The organism is Pirellulales bacterium (genome assembly GCA_019694435.1).
Classification (GTDB): Bacteria; Planctomycetota; Planctomycetia; order Pirellulales; family JAEUIK01; genus JAIBBZ01.
Map to the genome: position 1 here is coordinate 134,044 of JAIBBZ010000002.1, position 17,164 is coordinate 151,207.

The following is a 17,164-nucleotide window of genomic DNA, read 5'->3' on the forward strand; positions in this document are numbered from 1 at the left end:
GCCTACCCGGCCGCTAATTTGCGTCCTGCAAGAATTTGTCGAGCGCGTCCAAGCGGGATTCCCAGAATTGGCGCTGTTCGGCGATCCAGCTCTCGGCGTCGCGCAGGGCCTCGGGACGCAGCCGCAGGTGATGCACCCGGCCCTCCCTGCGACGCGCGACCAGGCCGGCGCGCTCGAGCACGCGCAGGTGCTTCGATACGGCCGGCAGCGACATGCGAAACGGCCGCGCCAGGTCCGTGACCGAGCTTTCGCCCCGGCCCAGCCGGACCAGGATCGCTCGGCGCGTAGGGTCGGCCAGCGCTTGAAACGTGCGATCGAGCCGAACTGATTTTTGTTTAACCATGTGGTTTTATTTTAGGCGTCCGGTGCGCGGCGTCAAGCGTGGCAGTCGTTGTTCGCAGGCGCGCCACCGAATGCACCCGTCGCAACTGCCAGCGCGCGGCTAGGGTTGTGGCAACGCGGCGCCCGGCCGAGAACGGCGGCGCCAGATCTGCGACCAATGCCAAGCGCCTGGCTCGGCGAGCAGCAGCAGCCAAACCACGGCCAGGCTGCGAGTCACCCAGCCGGCGAGGAATTGGATGGCGTAAACATCGACCGCAAAGGGGCCGACCGACCAGGGGCCATGCGACTTGAGGGCATCGAACAACACACCGCCCAACACGGTGCTCACGGCATACGCCAGGCTCGTCGCCGCAAAGTAAATCGCAATGCCCGCCCCACGGCTCGCGTCGGGGACCAGCTTGAGCATCAAATTCGGCAGGCAAACGTTGAGCGCGGCGTATGCGCTCCACAACACATAGGCGGCGCCAATCCAGAACACGCCCGACGGCCAGTTGCCCCGGGACAGGAAGTAGCACAACGGGCCGGCCGCAACGAGCAACTGCCCGAGCACCAACGTCGGCCGGTTGCCGTAGCGATCGCTGAATCCGCCGGCCCAGAGTCCCACACCGATCTGGCCGATGCGCATCGTGCTCTGCAACACGGCCAAGGTTGCCAGGCCGATGTGCAGGACCTGCTTGGGATAGACGTTCTGCGCGACCTGCGTCAGGCCGTTGAAAAACGACAGCCAGCAGCCAAACACCAGCAGCCAGCGAAACGGCACGCAGGCGAACACGTCGAGCCAGGCCGTCGGGCGGCCGGCGTGCGCACTGGACGGTGCAATCCGGCGCAACGGCGTGGGCACCATCGCCACGAGCGGCCCGAGCGACGCCAGCAGCAAGATAGCGCCCGCACCGGTCACCAGGGCATAGGCGAGCAGGATTTGCTCGGGCCAGTGCTCGCGCCAGAGGTCGATCAACCGACCGCTGGCGAGCAAGGTGGGTACCAGCACGACCAACTGCCAGGCATTGCGTCGGCCGAAATAGCGACCGCGGATCGGCGCCGGCACGAGATCGGCGAGCCAGCTCCACAGGGCCACGGTGCCGATGAACTCGAGTAACTGATGTACGCACAATAGGCCGATCACCGCCGCCAGGGCCCAGCGCGGCGAAGCCGACACGCTCGCCTCGAGCACGATGAGCGGGAGCGTCGCCAAGAGCAGGTAGCTGGCCGCCAGCGCCACCAGACACGCGCGTTTCGCACCGCCGCACAGCGTGATCCACCGGGGCGCAAACAGCCGGTACAATCCGACCACGGCCGGCAGCGCCAGCAGGATTGCCAGCTCGATCCCCTTGGCACCCAGGTCCTGCGCGAAGTAGCTCACCAGCGGTCCGGTCGTCAGGCCATTGCCGATCGACCACAGGGCCCCGTTCACGTGGGCCCAGGCCAGCGACCGCCGGCGCTCGTGGCGATCCAAGTGATTGCGTGAAGGATCGCTCGACAAGGGCAGCTCACCGCGGCGAGGGGAAGAAAGGTGAATGTTGTTCCGGGCCGGCCTGTTTGTCAGACTTATACCAAGGGCGATGTGGCGGCAGGTAACCCAGGAGCGACCGGGAAGTGAATCGTGGTTGCCCGAATCTCCGGCGAACGGCACCGATTACCCGGCGCGAGCTGTTGCGCGTCGGGCAATTGGCCCTGTTCGGCCTGGGCATGCCCAGGCTGCTGGCGGGCCGTGCCCGGGCCGCCGAACTGGCGAGCGAAGCGGCAGCGTCCAGCTTCGGCCGAGCCCGATCGTGCATCCTGCTGTTCATGTGGGGGGGGCCTGCCCATCAAGATACCTGGGACCTGAAGCCCGACGCGCCGGCGGAGATTCGCGGCGAATTCCGGCCGATCGCGACGCGCGTGCCGGGCATCCAGATTTGCGAACACTTTCCACGGCTGGCCGAGCGCACGGACCGGCTGGCCATTGTCCGCTCGATGACGCACGGCGACGTCGACCACACGACCGCCACGAGTTATCTGCTCACCGGCCAGCCGCCGAACCCCACGAGCGACCTGCGCAAGGATTGGCCACACCTGGGTGCGGTGCTCGCGCAGCAAGGACGCGGTACGGGGCCGTTGCCGCCGTTTGTCCAGATGCGGCCCAAGCTCGAGAACGATGTGCCGCGATTCGTCGAACAGAGCCACGGTCAGTCGGCCGGTTGGCTCGGCCCGACTTTCGATCCGATGACGATCGATGCCGATCCGAGCCGCGCCGACTACCGGGTCGGCGACTTCGACCCGCAGCCCGGGCTGCAACGGACGCGCATCGCCCAGCGGCGCGAGTTGCTGGCCGAGGTCGATCGACAATTGCGCGGCGCGACGGCTTCGCCGGCCTTCGACGTGCTCGATCAGCATTATGCCCGGGCCTACGGGCTGCTCGATTCGGCCGTCGGGCGCGGGGCGTTCGACCTCGAGCAAGAGCCCGCCGCCCTGCGCGAACGCTACGGTCTGAACGCGCATGGGCAATCGGTGCTGCAAGCCCGGCGGTTGATCGAGCATGGCGTGCCGGTGGTGACCGTCTTCTGGCCGAGCGACGGCATCAAGAACGTGAGCGTCTACTGGGACACCCACAGCCGGAATTTTATCGACCTGCGCGAGCGGCTCATGCCGGTGGCCGACCAGGCATTCTCGGCCTTGCTCGACGACCTGGCCGAGCGGGGCTTGCTCGACGAGACGCTCGTCGTCTGGACGGGCGAATTCGGCCGCACACCCAAGGTGGGCCAGCGCAACAGCGACGCCGGCGCCGGGCGCGACGGCCGCGATCATTGGCCCGGTTGCTTTACGAGCGTGCTGGCCGGCGGCGGGATTCGCGGCGGTACGGTGTATGGCGCGTCGGACCGGATGGCGGCCTACCCGGCGGCCGATGCCGTGCGGCCAGTCGACCTGGTGGCGACCGCCTATCATTGCCTGGGCATCTCGCCCGAACTGACGGTGCACGACTCGCTGAACCGGCCGCTGGTCGTCTGTCCCGGCGCGCCGATCCGCGAGCTGCTGGTCTGAGGCTGGCCTACTTCTTCAGCCCAGCGCACTACACGCGATTTAGGCCCACCGCACGAGCGCTACTTAGGTTTCGTCGTCAGCGGAAAATCATCGGTCCGGAACGGCGAGGCCGGCAGGCCGTCCTGATTCCACAGGTTGACGACCGGAAAATTGGCCCAACCATAGCGCACGGCCATCGGCTCGGCCACCTGCGCACAGGTGACGATCACCTTGTCGCCATCGATCCGGGCCTCGGCCTTGTGAAACTTCTGATCGGCGCCCGCCACGGCGAAGCCCGTGAGCGGTCCGTCCTTGGCCACGAGGCCGGCCCCGACCGAATCGAAGCTCAGGATCGCGTCGGCGCCCTTGAACTCGACGCTCTTATAGACCGGACCCCGATAGATGATCGGCTCGCCATAGGCCAACGCGCGGGCAGCCATGCCCAGGCGATTGCCGACGGGCGCCTTGGCCTTGGGATGGATGTCGACTTCGTCGCCCAAGTCGGTGATCACGGCCTGCGCCGTGTTGGGCACTGTCTGGCTCGTGTAGAGCTGTGCTTCGCGCAGCTCGGCCCAAGCGCTGTCACCCGGCTCCGGCTCGATCTTCATGAACGGTGCCAATTGGACGAACAGGAATGGAAAGTCGCCCCGCGCAAAGGCCTTGCGCCAGCAGTTGATCATCACCGGGAACAACGTCCGATATTCGTAAGCCCGCGGTGCGTTCGATTCGCCCTGGTACCAGATGGCCCCGCGAAACGCCGCGGGGATGAGCGGGTGAATCATGGCGTTGTACAAACCGTAGGGACGCTGCACGCCCATCGCCGGCGGGTTGGTGAGCATGTAGCTCAACGCTTCGTTCGCTCCCAACTCTTCCTTGCTCGTCCAGGCCTCGGCCGGCGTGCCGCCGTAATTGGTGCTGATGATGCCCACGGGTACCTTGAGCGCGTCGTGCAGGTGCAAGCCGAAGGCATAGCCGACGGCGGAAAACTCGGGCACCGACTCGGGGCTGCAGATTTCCCAGTGGCTCATCACGTCCGCTTGCGGTTCGTCGGCCGCCTGGCGGGGGACCGTGTACAGCCGCAACAGTGGGTGGTTCGCCGCCGCGATCGTCTGCTCGGGATCGGCCGATCGGTTGACGGGCCACTGCATGTTCGATTGCCCGCTGGCCAACCAGACTTCGCCGACGACCACATCCTTGATCGTGATGAGGTTGGTGCCTTTGACGCTCAATTCACGCGACTCGGCCGAGGCTTCCAGTTCGGGCAGGGTCACCTGCCAGCGGCCGCCTTCGATCGTCGCTTTCGCCTCGTGGCCGGCGAAGCTCACCGTGACCATCTCGCCGTTATCGCCGGTGCCCCAGATCGGCACGGGCATGCCGCGCTGCAGGATCAGGTGATCGGTGAACAAGCCGGAAAGTCTGACCTCGGCCAAGGCTGGCGAAACCAGCGAGCAACCGACGAGCGCCGCCAGGCTGCACATCCAACGGAAACGAGAAGACATTCGACTCACCTCGCCGATTGCGGCCAAATCAAGATGCCGTGGAACGATCAAGATGCCCTGGGATGCAAGATCTCGACCTGCGCGGTATACGACCGCACGGAGGTCGGGGACTGCGGCTGTGATTGTAGCCACGCGCAGGGCGGGGGGACAAAAAGCACCGGCGAAATTTGCCATCGGGCAAGTTGTCGCATGGCGGCCTGCGCCGCTGGCGGTCCCCGGGGTATTAATCTTGGGGCAGCGGAAAGCGATAAAGGCGCGTCTCGGGCCCATCCTCGGGCATCAGGTACAGGGCCCGATCGGCGATCTCGAATCCTTCGCGGCCAAAGCTCGTGCCGCCCGTGTGCGGCTGGCCGGACGGCAGATAGCGTCGCACCAGCCGCAGCGGCTCGAGCTCCAGGACGTCGACCACGGCCTGCGATCCCGCATCGGTCTTCCGTGTACCGGCGGCCCAGAGCTGTGCGGCGTGCCATTTCATGTCCTGATAGGCGACTCCGGTCGGATTGTCGTGTCGGGCCAGCGGCTGCCCTTGCGCATCGAAGACATAGATCTGCCGGCTGTCCCAGTTGGCTGCATACAGCCGTCCTTGTTCGTCCGCGGCGACCGCGCCGAGATGATCGGCCACGCCGAATTGACTCCGGGTCTCGAGCGACATTGCGTCGAGGGCCAGGACCGTCGACGTGCTGCGCGGACGATACTCGGCCAAGGGCACCCACAGCCGACCGTCGCGCCGTTGCATGCCGCCCGGGTGGATTTGCGCGCCGGACACCAGCTCGCGCGTGACGGCGACCTGCCCGTCGGCGCGACGCACGCGAAAGACAAAGCCGCGTTTGTCGGTGCGCGAGACGCTCGAAATCCAGGCCCAGGTGTCGTCGAGACACAGGCCCTGCACGTGATGCGTCGAATGCTCGATGTGCCAGACGTCGTCGTGCGCGATTTCCAGGGTCGGGACCTCGTCGCCTTGCGCCGCAGCGCCGAGCAACAGCCACGCCGTGGCCAGGACGATAGCGCCCCAGAGGGTCATCGACTTCAACATGGGGATCGAGACTCCGGACGGTGATTTTGCGTGGTTCGCTTGTTCCCTAGGATACTGTCTGCTCGCACACGGCAAGATTCCCGGCGGCGGTACCATGCAACGCAAGTCGCAGCACTCGAAACAGCACGAGCTGGGCGATCGGCGCGATGCCGAGGAGTTGCGCCGCTTCGGCTATCGCCAGCAACTGCAGCGGACGCTGGGGGCGTTTTCCAGCTTTGCGCTGAGCTTTTCCTTGATCTCGATCACGACGGGCATCTTCGCCGGGTTCAAGCAAGGCTTCGTGCACGTGGGCCCGGCCGTCGTCTGGTCATGGTCGATCGTCATCCTCGGACAGTTGCTCGTCGCCTTGGTCGTGGCCGATCTGGCCGTGCGAATGCCACTTTCCGGCTACGGCTACCAATGGGCCTCGCGGCTGGTCAATCCGCACTTTGGGTTCCTGGTCGGCTGGTTGCTGCTGTTGCAGTTCCTGGCGGGGCTGCCCGGCGTCTGCGCGGCGCTGGCCGAGTATGCCTATCCGTACCTCCCGGCGCTTCATACTTGGGGCGATGCGGGCGCGGTCAAGTCGTGGCTGGCCGCAGGCGTCGTAACCGCGGTGCTGCTGGTGCACCTGTTCGGCATCCGCCTGGCAGCGTGGATGAACGATGCCGGGGTGCTGGCCGAGATCGCCGGGACGCTGTTTCTCGCGCTGGCCTTGTTGATCGCTTGCGGGTTCGGCAGTTCGGTCTCTTGGGCCAGCATGCTGGCCAGTGTCGAGGCGGGCACCGGGCAGCCGGCCTCGCCGGGGGCCTGGGCCTTGTCGCTCTTGTTGGGCGCCTGGTGCATGACCGGCTTCGAGGCCGCCGCCGATCTGGCCGAAGAAACGCACGATCCGCGCCGCGCCGTGCCGAGGGCCGTCGTGGGGTCGGTCTTGCTGTCGGGCATCGTGGGGGTGCTGGTCCTCGGGGCGCTGGTGCTGGCGATGGACGATCCGCGCGCGGCGCAGCAGGCGCAGGAACCGCTCCTCGACGTGCTGCGCGCACGACTCGGCCAGCGGCTGACCGGCGGACTGATGGGCGTCGTCTACGTGTCGATTTTTGCCTGCGCGCTGGCGAGCATGGCGGCCGGGAGCCGGCTGGTTTTTGCCCTGGCGCGCGACAACATGTTGCCCGGCGCCGGCTGGTTGCGCCGCGTGCACCCCCAGCGGCAGATACCGACTGCCGCGCTGGTTCTCGTTTGGGCCATTGCGATGGGCGTCGTGCTGGGGCTCAAACGGCTCGAGTGGATTACCTCGATTGCGACCGTGGCCGGTTACCTCGGCTACGCCGGCATCGTCTTCTCGTCGCTTGTCGCGAGGCCCGCGGCGGCGACCGATGGGGCCTCGCTCTTGGCGGCATGGCGGTGGCCCCTGGCCAGCGTGGCGTTGGTCTGGACCTTGATCGTCGTGGCGGCGTTGACCATCCCGTCCGATGCGCAGGGGCAACGCGTACCCGCCATCGCCAGCACGGCCGCCGTGCTGGTCGGCGTGGGCGTGTACCTGGCCGTGATTCGCCGCCGGCTGCTGCGCGGCGCAGCCGGTCCACCTCGGGCACCGCTCGAGGCACGCGAGCCCGGCTGATCGGACTTCTTGGTTTCTCGACAAAGGACTCTTGTGATGCACATCGAAGGACGCACAAACGTCACCAGCCAGCGGTTCGGCTCGGGCAGTATCGACGGCCTGGGCCGCGAGCTGGGGCGGTTTGTCGTGGCGACCATGGAGTTGCCCTGGAACCTGGTGCGCGAGCGGCTCGGGGCGCTGCCGGAGGCCGTCGTCTGCGTCGAATCGCTCGAATCTGACGTGGTCGAGCGGCAACTGGCCGCGATGCCGCCGTGCGACACGGTGCTGGCCGTCGGCGGGGGGCAAGCAGTCGACTTGGGCAAGTACCTCGCCTGGCGGCGCGGCTGCCGATTGGTCACGGTACCGACGGTGATCAGCGTCGACGCGTTCGTCACTCCGAAAGCGGCGCTGCGGCGCAATCACATTGTCGAGTACGTCGGCGACAGCAGCCCGGACCCGTTGGTGATTGACTACGACCTGCTACGTACGGCGCCGGCCGAACTCAATATTGCCGGCGCCGGTGACGTACTCTCGTGCCATACGGCCACGTTCGACTGGGAGCTGGCCCAGCGCGCCGGCCGCAGCACCTATCCCTTCAGCGCGGCCGACGTGGCGGCCGGCCGCCGGCTCGTGCAAGACATGGACGACCAGGCCGACGAGATTCGCCGTGTCACCGATGCGGGCCTGCAGGCCATTGTTGACGCCTACCTGCGGATCAATACGATCTGTCTGCCGGCCGATCACTACCGAGTCGAAGAAGGCTCGGAGCATTTCGTGTTTTACGAGCTCGAACAGCGCCTGGGCCGGGGTTTCATCCACGGCCACATCGTGGGCCTGGGCATCTACCTGATGAGCCGGCTGCAGGAGAACGACCACGAGCGGATCGTCGACTTGATGCACCGCCTGGACCTGCGCTTTCAGCCGGCCGACATGGAGATCCCGCGCGCGGCGCTGGCCGAGTCGCTGTTGAATGTCCGCGCGTTCACCGAGCGGCACCACCACTGGTACTCGGTGATCCAGGAACGTGAAATCACGCCGGCCTGGATCGAAGACGCGCTCGCCGGCCTGCGGTTTACCTGTTAGCGGCCCGCCCCGCCCTACCCTGGCGCTGCAATTGGAGCCGGTTGCGCCGCAGATTCACGGCGCGATCACGCCGGCGCGTTTCCAAGGCCGGATCACCATGCGTACCCGACCGAGGATCTGGTCGGCCGGCACGTCGCCGTTGAAACGACTGTCGTCCGAGTCCTTCGAGTCGTCGCCCAGCAGGTAATAGCCGCGCCGGCAGGTGTACGCCTGGTCGTAAATGATGTTTCCGTAGGGGAAGTATTGGATGTTGGCCAGGAAATCGGGCTTCGCAATCGGGCGGCCGTTAATGACGATGCGCCGGTCTTTCAGGATTTGAATCGTCTCGCCCGGCAGCGCGACGACACGCTTGGCGATCACGTCGCCGGCTGCCTGTCGCACGGCGACAATCTCCCAGCGCCGCGGGCGGCGCACCTGGTAGGTCAGCTTTTCGACCAAGACGGTATCGCCGGTTTCCCAACTCGAGCCCTGCAGCGTCGGGTGCATCGACGGCGACGTCATCCGGACGGTGAACAGGCACCAGGGCGCAAGGAGGGTTGCCATGCCGTAGATCGCGAATCCATTGCGACCGATTACCCACAATCTCCGCAGCCAGGATCGAGGCGGGCAACTCGCCTTGTGCGCAGGCTCGCTCATGCTCACGGGTCCGTGTGTTCCGGCGCACTGGCAAGGCCCGCATGAGCTGCAGCCGCGTCCGGCAAGGCATTCGTCTCGGCGAGTTGCTGTTCGATGAGTTGCAGGCGCTTGAGCTGCTCGAGCCGGGCGGACCGCGTGGCCCCCCTGCAAGCGCGCACGTTGAACAGCCCCGAGCAAGTGATCAACACGGCGATGGCCGTCGTCGCGCCCAGCAGTTGGGCACACGTGAAGGTCCACGGTTGCTTCGGTTTCGGCTCTGGCACCGGCGGCCCGCCGGGGTTGGGAAGACGGACGTCATCGAACCAGGAATCATCGGGCAAATCGTGATCGTGAAAGGAATCAGTCATCTCCAGTTCCTCGGCAGGCGTTCGTTACGGCTTCAGAGTTGCGGAATTCAGCGGAGGGCGAGCACGGTGCTTGCGCAGCGCTTCGCGATGACACAAGCGTTCCCAGAGACACAGCAGCCCGTCGGGGCGCGTGACGTCGCCGGTGCGGATGAAATTGCTGCAGCGGCAAAAGGTCGAACAACGGGACTCGATAGCGCAGGCATCACACGCGGGCAAGGTCTTGGGCGGCCAGGTGCGCAGCGACAAGAAGTGATCGACGTCGGACACCTTGCCCGGAATCAGCAGCGGGTGACCGGGCGGATCCTCGCCGACGATGCGTTCGCAGGGATATATGCGGCCGGAGGGAGCCACGGCGACCTGCCCTTCGCCAAACGAGCAGCGCGCCGTCGCGGTGCCCCGGATGCTCAGCAGCGCGGCCGCTTTTTCGTCCAGGCAGCTCACGTGGAAGTCCGGCTGCAATTCGGCCCACAGCTCGGCCGCTTCGGCGACCGCGGTCTGCAACCGCGAGCCGTCGGCAAAGGACCAGTCGACCCACAAGTCGAGCGAGGGCGTAACCTGCCGGACACCGAGGTCGTAAAGATGCCGGAGCCCCTTGGCAAATGCAGTGACCGTTGTCGGCCGCACGACCATGACGACGTTCAAGTCTTTGCCCGCGGCGAACAACCGGCCCAGCGTGGCCTCGACTCGCGCACAGGTCGCGTCCCGCAGGGCGATCCGGTGACGATCGTGATTCTCGGGCACGCCATCGTGGCTGATGCTGAGGGCCACGGCCGGATCGAGCATGACCTGCCAGGCCTGTTCCGTATCGATGGTGCCGTTCGTGGTCAGATCGAACCGGACGCTGCACGAGCACGCCTCGGCCCGTTGCCGCGCATAGCGCATCCACTGCAGAATGCGGTCTGCCTCCAAGAGGGGCTCGCCGCCGAAGAAGCCCAAGTCGAGCGTGCCTTGGGGTTGCAGACTGGCCAGGGCGCGATCGATCGCCTGTTCGCCCAGGTCGACGGGCATCACCCGCCCCAGTTTCTCGCCCGTGTAGCAATACGTGCACCGCAGGTTGCACGCATGCGTGACGACCAGTGTGAGCTCGAAGTGCTCGAACACGGGCTGCCTCCCGTGGCTCGTCCGCTTGTCCAGCGCCGAACCGCAACGCCCGTGCGGGAAGACTTGCCGCGAATCGCGGATCGATCAATCACGCGCCCGCGACGAATTCACCGCTCGGAAAACCTTGCTGGACACCAGCGGCGAAGCACACTCAGTTCCGTATCTGCACGCTATGACCGTTCTCTGTGCATCGCAAGAAAAATGCGCGCGTGCACGCACGAAGTTGTCGAATCCTTTGGTTTGCACGCGAATCGTTCGCGAGCATTTCTCATGGCGCACGAAGAGAACTCGATCGAAGTTCGGCTGCTTCGCAGGAGTCGTCACCGTGTGCGGAGCCGCGTCGCCCGCCTGCATCTAATCGGCCACGCCTGCGGCAGTGCGAAATGGGCCTGCTTACAGGAGATCCGGCCGGGTCACATTCGCGCGAATGAAACAGTGGGGCCCTGGCTTCTCGCGCCGTCGTGACGGCCGGATGTCGAGAACCGGGATTCTTGGCTGTTTGAATGAATTGGCACAAGCGATTGATAGGAAACGAGTTGTGTTGATCTCTGGTCGGGTAACTCGGCAAAAACTGGAGCGATTGGCACAGTCCATGCGTTTGACCTCCTGCGGAAACGCAAACGGGCCCCTGAGGCCGGCTCAAGAGGCGAAAGCCGGCGGGCAGCGAAAGCGACCCTGGCCCTTTGCGAACACTCCAAACGTGCTGACGAGAGGACGAGCGACGTCCTTTTCAGCCAACCTCACCCGTTTTCCGCCTGGGAGTCGTAGCCATGAAAAAGATCGAAGCAGTCATCCGGCATTTCAAATTGGAAGAGGTCAAGAACGCCCTTTCGAATCAGGGCGTCAAGGGCATGACGATCACCGAGGTTCGCGGTTTCGGCCGGCAAAAGGGCCACACCGAAACCTATCGCGGCACCGAGTATGCCGTCGATTTCATCCCGAAGATCAAGCTCGAGGTCGTGGTCGGCGATAGCGAAGTCGCCAGCGTGCTCGACACGATCGTCCGTACGGCCCGTACCGGCCAGGTGGGCGACGGCAAGATCTTCGTGTCGCAGTTGGCCGACGTGGTGCGCATCCGCACCGGCGAGACGGCCGAATCGGCCATCTGAGCGCGTCGCTGGAGCGCTTGCCGGCCCGACAGGCGCCCTGTGCGGCGCTTGTCGGCCTGGGGAGGTTGGACTAAAACTCGGCGGTCAGGCGGCCGCCGGGTTTTTTCCATTTCTTGGAGGGAAGGCGGTCGCGGATTGTCGTGTCGAGGGGACCGATGTCGCACGAGTTTCTCTTCGATCTGCGCGATTTGCAGTTTGTCCTGTTCGAGCACCTGCACGCCGAGCGGTTGTTCGAGTTCGAGGCCTTTCGCGAGTTCACCCGCGCGGAGGTCGACCACACGCTCCAAGAAGCACGCAAGTTTGCGGCCAAGGTCCTGGCCCCCTGCAACGCCGCAGGCGATCGCGAGGGGTGCCGCTGGGAGGACGGTCGGGTCTACGTGCCCCAGGCGTTTCACGCCGTCTACCGGCAGTTGCAGGAAAGCGGTTGGATGGCCGTGAGCACGCCGCCCGAGTTTGGCGGGGCCGGGCTGCCGTTCTGCGTCGGTGCCGCGATCGGCGAGATGTTCATCGCCGCGAATTGCTCGCTGTCGATGATTGCCGGCCTGACGCGCACGGCGGCCTCGCTGTTGATCGAGTATGGCGACGACGACATGAAGCGGCGCTATGTGCCCCCCTTGGTGGACGGGCGCTGGCAGGGCACCATGTGCCTGACCGAGCCGCATGCCGGCTCGGCCGTCGGGGCGCTGACCACCTCGGCCACGAAACGCGACGGCAAGTATTTCCTCCGCGGACAGAAAATCTTCATCTCCGGCGGCGAGCACGACCTGGTGGAGAACGTGATCCACCTCGTCCTGGCCCGGGTCGAAGGCGCCCCGCCGGGCATCAAGGGCGTCAGCCTGTTCCTGGTGCCCAAGCTGCGCGTCGACGCCGAGGGCCGGTCGGGCGAGTCGAACGACGTGACCTGCGTCGGCATCGAAGAAAAGCTGGGGATTCACGCCTCGCCCACCTGCGCGATGAGCTTCGGCGAGAACGACAATTGCCAGGCCTGGTTGATCGGCGAGGAGAACCGCGGCATCGAGTACATGTTCCACATGATGAACGCGGCCCGCGTCGGCGTCGGCCTGCAAGGCGTGGCGATGGGGTCCTGGGCCTACCTCGCGGCGCTCGACTATGCCCGGCAGCGCGTCCAGGGCGTCGACATGCGGAACATCCGCGACCCGAATGCCCCCTACGTGCTGATCACGGAGCACCCCGACGTGCGCCGCATGCTGGCCACGATGAAGGCCTACGTCGAGGGCGGCCGGGCCCTGCTGCTGCACACGGCGTTCTGCCTCGACCTGGTCGAGAACTCGCCCGACGAGGCCCTGCGTCAGAAGATGCTCAATCGCGCCGAGCTGCTCACCCCGATTTGCAAGGCCTACTGCAGCGACACGGGCTTCGAGGTGGCCACTCTGGCCGTGCAGACCTTGGGCGGCCACGGCTATCTGAAGGACTATCCGATCGAGCAATTGCTGCGCGACGTGAAAATCGCCTCGATCTACGAAGGCACCAACGGCATTCAGGCCCTCGACCTGTTGGGCCGCAAGGTCGGCCGGCACAACGGCGCGCTGTTCCTCGAGTTGATGTCCGATCTCGACGCTTTCCTGTCCGAGGCCCAGCAACTGCCGGTGTTTGGCCCATCGGTAGCGACGCTGCGGCAGGCGAAGCAGCAGTTGGAAAACGTGACGATGAACTTCGCCATGATGCAGATGTCGGGAGACCTGCTGTACCCACTGCTGGTGGCCACGTTGTACCTGCGGATGTTCGGCAACGTGATTACGGCCTGGATCCTGCTCGAACAGGGGCTCGTCGCCCAGCGTGCGCTCGAGCGCCTGTGGGCCGCGGCCGACGTGAACGGCGACGAGGCCCGCGCGGCGTTCTGCCGCGGAGACGACGAGGGCCGGTTTTACGACAACAAGGTCAAGACGGCCCGGTTCTTCATTGGCCAGTTGCTGCCGCAGAACGACGGACTTGCGGCCGTCATCGGTGGGGGCGATCGCAGCGCGTTGGAGATGCACTTCTAGTCGCGAAGTCGCCGGCGCATCGACTGCAGTCGAGCCGGCCAGCGAGTGGCACTGTGAACTACTACGAGCTCGAACCGCGAGAGCAGCGCGAGCTATCGGCCCGACGGCTGATTGCCTATCTGCGCGATTACATCGAGCCGTATCACCCGTTTCTACGCAAGCTGTATCGCCAGCATCACGTCGACATCCGGCGGCTCCGCACGGCCGACGACCTGCGCCGGTTGCCCATTGTCGACAAGGATAGTCTGCGCGAAGACCCACAGGCGTTCATTCTCCGCCCGCGATTTCCCGGCGTGCCGCACCCGCCGGAATACGACACGGCGCCGATCCGCCGCACGACGCTGCTGAAATACCTGGTCCAGGCAGCGCTGAATCGCCCGCGCGAATACACGCATCTGACGCGGTACTTGACGCTCAAGGACAAGATCCGCCGCCGGGCGCTGCTGGAGTGGATGCCGATTCACTTTCACGCGTCGACCGGCTCGACCGGTACGCCCACGCCGGCCGTCTATACGCATTACGACCTGACGCACGTGTTGCCGCTCTTGACCTCGGGGCTGATCATTCCCAAGCAGCCCGATCCCGAGGAGCCGTACTACGATTACGACGAACGGGCGATGAACATTTTCCCGGGCGCGCCGCACCTGGCGTTTTTTGCGCCGGTGCTGGCGAAGATGTGCGCGGGAGCGTCGAGCTTCGAGACGTTCGGCGGCAGCGTGATTCCGACCGATCGCCAGATCGTGCTGTTCGCCCAAGGGGGCTTTTCGTCGATCACCTCGATTCCGTCCTACATGGTCCATTGGCTGCGCCGCGCCAAGCTGTTGCAGCAGGCCGGCACGATCGGACCCTTGACCAATTTCAAGCGCGTGGCGCTGGGCGCCGAACCGGTGAGCGAAAGCCTGCGCGAGCACATTCGTTCACTGGCCTTGGAACTGGGCGCGCATCCCCGATTTCGCATCTTCCAGACGCTCGGTATGACCGAGATGAAATGGGCCTTCTGGGAATGTTGCGAAGGAAGCGGCATTCACCTGAACCCCGTGCACCATTACTGGGAGCTATTGCATCCCGAAACACGCGAGCCGGTGGCCGAAGGTGAGCCGGGAGTGCTCGTGTTCAGTCACATCGGCTGGCGCGGCACGGCGCTGGTCCGCTACTGGACCGGCGACTTGATCAAGGGCGGCTACCGCTGGACCCGCTGCGAGCATTGCGGCTATACGTTCCCGCGCGTGTATCCGCCAATCTGCCGGGCCGTGAAGGATTTCACCAAGATCAAGGGCACACGGGTCGACCTGTCGCTGCTGGTCGAGACGGTGCGCGACACGCCGGGCGTGCGCAACTTTCAAATTACGCTCGATAGCGAGGACCAATCGGCCGAGTTCTCACGCGACTTGCTCACGGTCTACGTCCTGGCCGAGGCCGGGCACAATGCAAGTACCATCGATGAGCAGCTTCACGCACGGCTCAAATCGGCCGTCGAGGTTTCGCCCGATCGGATCGTCTTCGAGCAGAACGAGGCCGAGATGGAGCAGCGGCTGTTCGCCCGCACCGGCATCAAGGCCGAATACGTCCTCGAACGGCGCAAATTGCACGTCTGACGCCGCCGGGGCATTTCCAGCAGCGCCTTGGGCCGCGCAGCCCAATCGGGCCGCGCGGCCAAGAGGCCATTGCAGGTCTCTCAGGGCAGCAATTGCGGATCAGCCCGCGGCGACCTTGGGCCCTGCCGACTTGATCTCGTTCGAGGCCACGTCGGCGTACTTGGCAAAGTTCTGGTGGAACAGTTTCGCCAGTTTCTCGGCCGTCTGGCGATAGGCGGCCTGGTCCTTCCAGGTCTTGCTGGGTACCAGCACCTCGTCGGGCACACCGGGGCAGCGCGTCGGCACATGCAGGCCGAAGATCGGGTCTTCGACCATCGGCGCGTCGGTCAACGCCTTGCTATGAATGGCCCGAATGACCGACCGGGTCCAGTCGAGCCGCAGCCGGTTGCCGACGCCATAGGGCCCGCCCGACCAGCCGGTGTTGACCAGCCATGCATCGGCCTTGTACTTGCGCATCTTGTCGGCGAGCAGGGTAGCGTACTTGGTCGGATGCCAGACCAGGAAGGCCGCGCCGAAGCAGGCCGAGAACGTGGCCTGGGGCTCGGTTACGCCCACCTCGGTGCCGGCCACCTTGGCCGTGTACCCACTGATGAAGTGGTACATCGCCTGCTCGGGCGTCAACCGGCTGACCGGCGGCAGCACGCCGAACGCGTCGCAGGTGAGCAGGATCACGTTGTCCGGATGCCCGCCGACGCAGGGGATCTTCGCGTTCGGAATGTATTCGACCGGGTAGCTCGCGCGGGTGTTCTCCGTGATCGAGCTGTCGTGATAATCGACGTCGCGCGTGTCCTCGTTGTAAACGACGTTTTCCAGCACGGAGCCGAAGCGGATCGCCTCGTAGATCATCGGCTCCTTCTCGTGCGAGAGGTCGATGCACTTGGCGTAGCAGCCGCCTTCGATGTTGAACACGCCGTCGTCGCTCCAGCAATGTTCGTCGTCGCCGATTAGTTGGCGTTCGGGATCGGCCGACAGCGTGGTCTTTCCCGTGCCTGACAGCCCGAAGAACAGGCTGACGTCGCCCCGGGCACCTTCGTTGGCCGAACAGTGCATCGAGAGGATGTCGCGCTTGGGCATCAGGTAGTTCATGATCGTGAACACGCCCTTTTTCATCTCGCCGGCGTATTGCGTGCCGAGGATGACAAACTCGCGCCGGCCAAACGACAGCTCGATCGACGTCTGCGAGGTCATCTGCGAGGTGTGGACGTTGGCCGGGAAACGGCCGGCATTGAAGATCACATAGTCCGGGTCGCCGAACTCGGCCAGCTCTTCCGGAGTGGGCCGGATGAGCATGTTGTGCATGAACAGGGCGTGATAGGCCCGGGCACACAGCACGCGGATCTTCAGGCGATATTTCGGGTCCCAGCCGGCGAAGCCGTCGACGACGTAGAGGATCTCGCGCGTTTCGAGATAGTCGACGGCCCGTTGCCGGTTGATCATGAAGGTGTGTTCGTCAAGCTTGATGTTGACGTCACCCCACCATACGTCGTCCTCCGTGTCGCGTCCGGCGATGATCCGCTTGTCTTTCGGGCTGCGCCCCGTCTTTTGGCCCGAGCGCACCGCCAGGGCTCCCGACGAGGTCAACCTCCCGTCGCCGACGCGAATCGCGTCCTCATACAGTGAAGCGGGGCTGAGATTGCGCGCCACGCGCAATTGTGTGTGGATTCCGTGAACGCTTAAGTCAACTTCGTACGCCATCGCCCTGACTCCGGCAGAGGGTCTGCGACTGACCGAGCGGAAGGCCGCGATCGCGGCGCGGATCGTCGATGCCGCTGATTATAGGGCAGGCGTCAATTGGTCCTAGGCGTGCGGCGAAATCGCACACTCGGCCGACCTCGTCGCCGCGGCG

Annotated in this window: 14 protein-coding genes; 6 read left to right on the plus strand and 8 right to left on the minus strand. The window is 65.3% G+C overall.

Translation table 11 applies throughout. The features are described from left to right. Window positions 1–13: 13 nt before the first annotated feature. Both K1X74_02685 and K1X74_02690 read right to left on the minus strand, forming a co-directional pair. Window positions 14–343, minus strand: coding sequence for a metalloregulator ArsR/SmtB family transcription factor (locus K1X74_02685; protein ID MBX7165235.1), 330 nt, complete (start codon window positions 341–343; stop codon window positions 14–16). A gap of 99 nt (window positions 344–442) precedes the next feature. Next, the gene (locus tag K1X74_02690; protein ID MBX7165236.1) at window positions 443–1,822 is read right to left on the minus strand and encodes an MFS transporter; all 1,380 of its coding nucleotides are present in this window, start codon (window positions 1,820–1,822) and stop codon (window positions 443–445) included. A 113-nt stretch (window positions 1,823–1,935) separates the two neighbouring features. On the opposite strand from K1X74_02690, the gene K1X74_02695 reads away from it, so the two are divergent. After that, entirely contained in the window at window positions 1,936–3,360 is a 1,425-nt protein-coding gene (locus tag K1X74_02695) for a DUF1501 domain-containing protein (protein MBX7165237.1), read from the plus strand. 59 nt (window positions 3,361–3,419) lie between these two features. Here the strand turns inward: K1X74_02695 and K1X74_02700 are convergent, their stop codons facing one another. Together K1X74_02700 and K1X74_02705 are read right to left on the minus strand one after the other, a co-directional pair. Next, window positions 3,420–4,838 carry a sialate O-acetylesterase gene (locus K1X74_02700; GenBank protein MBX7165238.1) on the minus strand — a complete coding sequence of 473 codons (1,419 nt, stop codon included), beginning with the start codon at window positions 4,836–4,838 and terminating at the stop codon, window positions 3,420–3,422. A 223-nt stretch (window positions 4,839–5,061) separates the two neighbouring features. After that, window positions 5,062–5,871: a hypothetical protein gene (locus tag K1X74_02705; protein MBX7165239.1), complete on the minus strand. Its 810-nt coding sequence runs from the start codon at window positions 5,869–5,871 to the stop codon at window positions 5,062–5,064. 94 nt (window positions 5,872–5,965) lie between these two features. Here K1X74_02705 and K1X74_02710 point away from each other — a divergent pair, with 94 nt between their 5' ends. Both K1X74_02710 and K1X74_02715 read left to right on the plus strand, forming a co-directional pair. Then, on the plus strand, window positions 5,966–7,465 hold the full coding sequence (locus tag K1X74_02710) for an APC family permease (protein ID MBX7165240.1): 1,500 nt from the start codon (window positions 5,966–5,968) through the stop codon (window positions 7,463–7,465). 36 nt (window positions 7,466–7,501) lie between these two features. Further along, entirely contained in the window at window positions 7,502–8,527 is a 1,026-nt protein-coding gene (locus K1X74_02715) for an iron-containing alcohol dehydrogenase (protein MBX7165241.1), read from the plus strand. Window positions 8,528–8,581: 54 nt separating this feature from the next. Here K1X74_02715 and lepB read toward each other — a convergent pair whose 3' ends face one another. The 3 genes from lepB to K1X74_02730 form a co-directional block, all read right to left on the minus strand. Then, window positions 8,582–9,070 carry a signal peptidase I gene (lepB, locus tag K1X74_02720; protein MBX7165242.1) on the minus strand — a complete coding sequence of 163 codons (489 nt, stop codon included), beginning with the start codon at window positions 9,068–9,070 and terminating at the stop codon, window positions 8,582–8,584. A gap of 95 nt (window positions 9,071–9,165) precedes the next feature. Then, window positions 9,166–9,510 carry a hypothetical protein gene (locus K1X74_02725; protein ID MBX7165243.1) on the minus strand — a complete coding sequence of 115 codons (345 nt, stop codon included), beginning with the start codon at window positions 9,508–9,510 and terminating at the stop codon, window positions 9,166–9,168. Between the two features lie 24 nt (window positions 9,511–9,534). Then, window positions 9,535–10,611 (minus strand): radical SAM protein, encoded by a 1,077-nt coding sequence (locus tag K1X74_02730; protein ID MBX7165244.1) that lies wholly within the window; start codon window positions 10,609–10,611, stop codon window positions 9,535–9,537. A 770-nt stretch (window positions 10,612–11,381) separates the two neighbouring features. On the opposite strand from K1X74_02730, the gene K1X74_02735 reads away from it, so the two are divergent. From K1X74_02735 to K1X74_02745, 3 genes are all read left to right on the plus strand, one after another. Beyond that, window positions 11,382–11,720 carry a P-II family nitrogen regulator gene (locus K1X74_02735; GenBank protein ID MBX7165245.1) on the plus strand — a complete coding sequence of 113 codons (339 nt, stop codon included), beginning with the start codon at window positions 11,382–11,384 and terminating at the stop codon, window positions 11,718–11,720. 155 nt (window positions 11,721–11,875) lie between these two features. Next, window positions 11,876–13,723, plus strand: a complete 1,848-nt coding sequence (locus tag K1X74_02740; GenBank protein MBX7165246.1) for an acyl-CoA dehydrogenase — start codon at window positions 11,876–11,878, stop codon at window positions 13,721–13,723. A 53-nt stretch (window positions 13,724–13,776) separates the two neighbouring features. Beyond that, complete coding sequence (locus tag K1X74_02745) at window positions 13,777–15,318, plus strand: hypothetical protein (GenBank protein ID MBX7165247.1); 1,542 nt, start codon at window positions 13,777–13,779, stop codon at window positions 15,316–15,318. 99 nt (window positions 15,319–15,417) lie between these two features. Here K1X74_02745 and pckA read toward each other — a convergent pair whose 3' ends face one another. Next, a complete protein-coding gene (gene pckA, locus K1X74_02750; protein ID MBX7165248.1) occupies window positions 15,418–17,013 on the minus strand; it encodes a phosphoenolpyruvate carboxykinase (ATP) in 1,596 nt (531 codons plus the stop codon). Window positions 17,014–17,164: the final 151 nt, after the last annotated feature.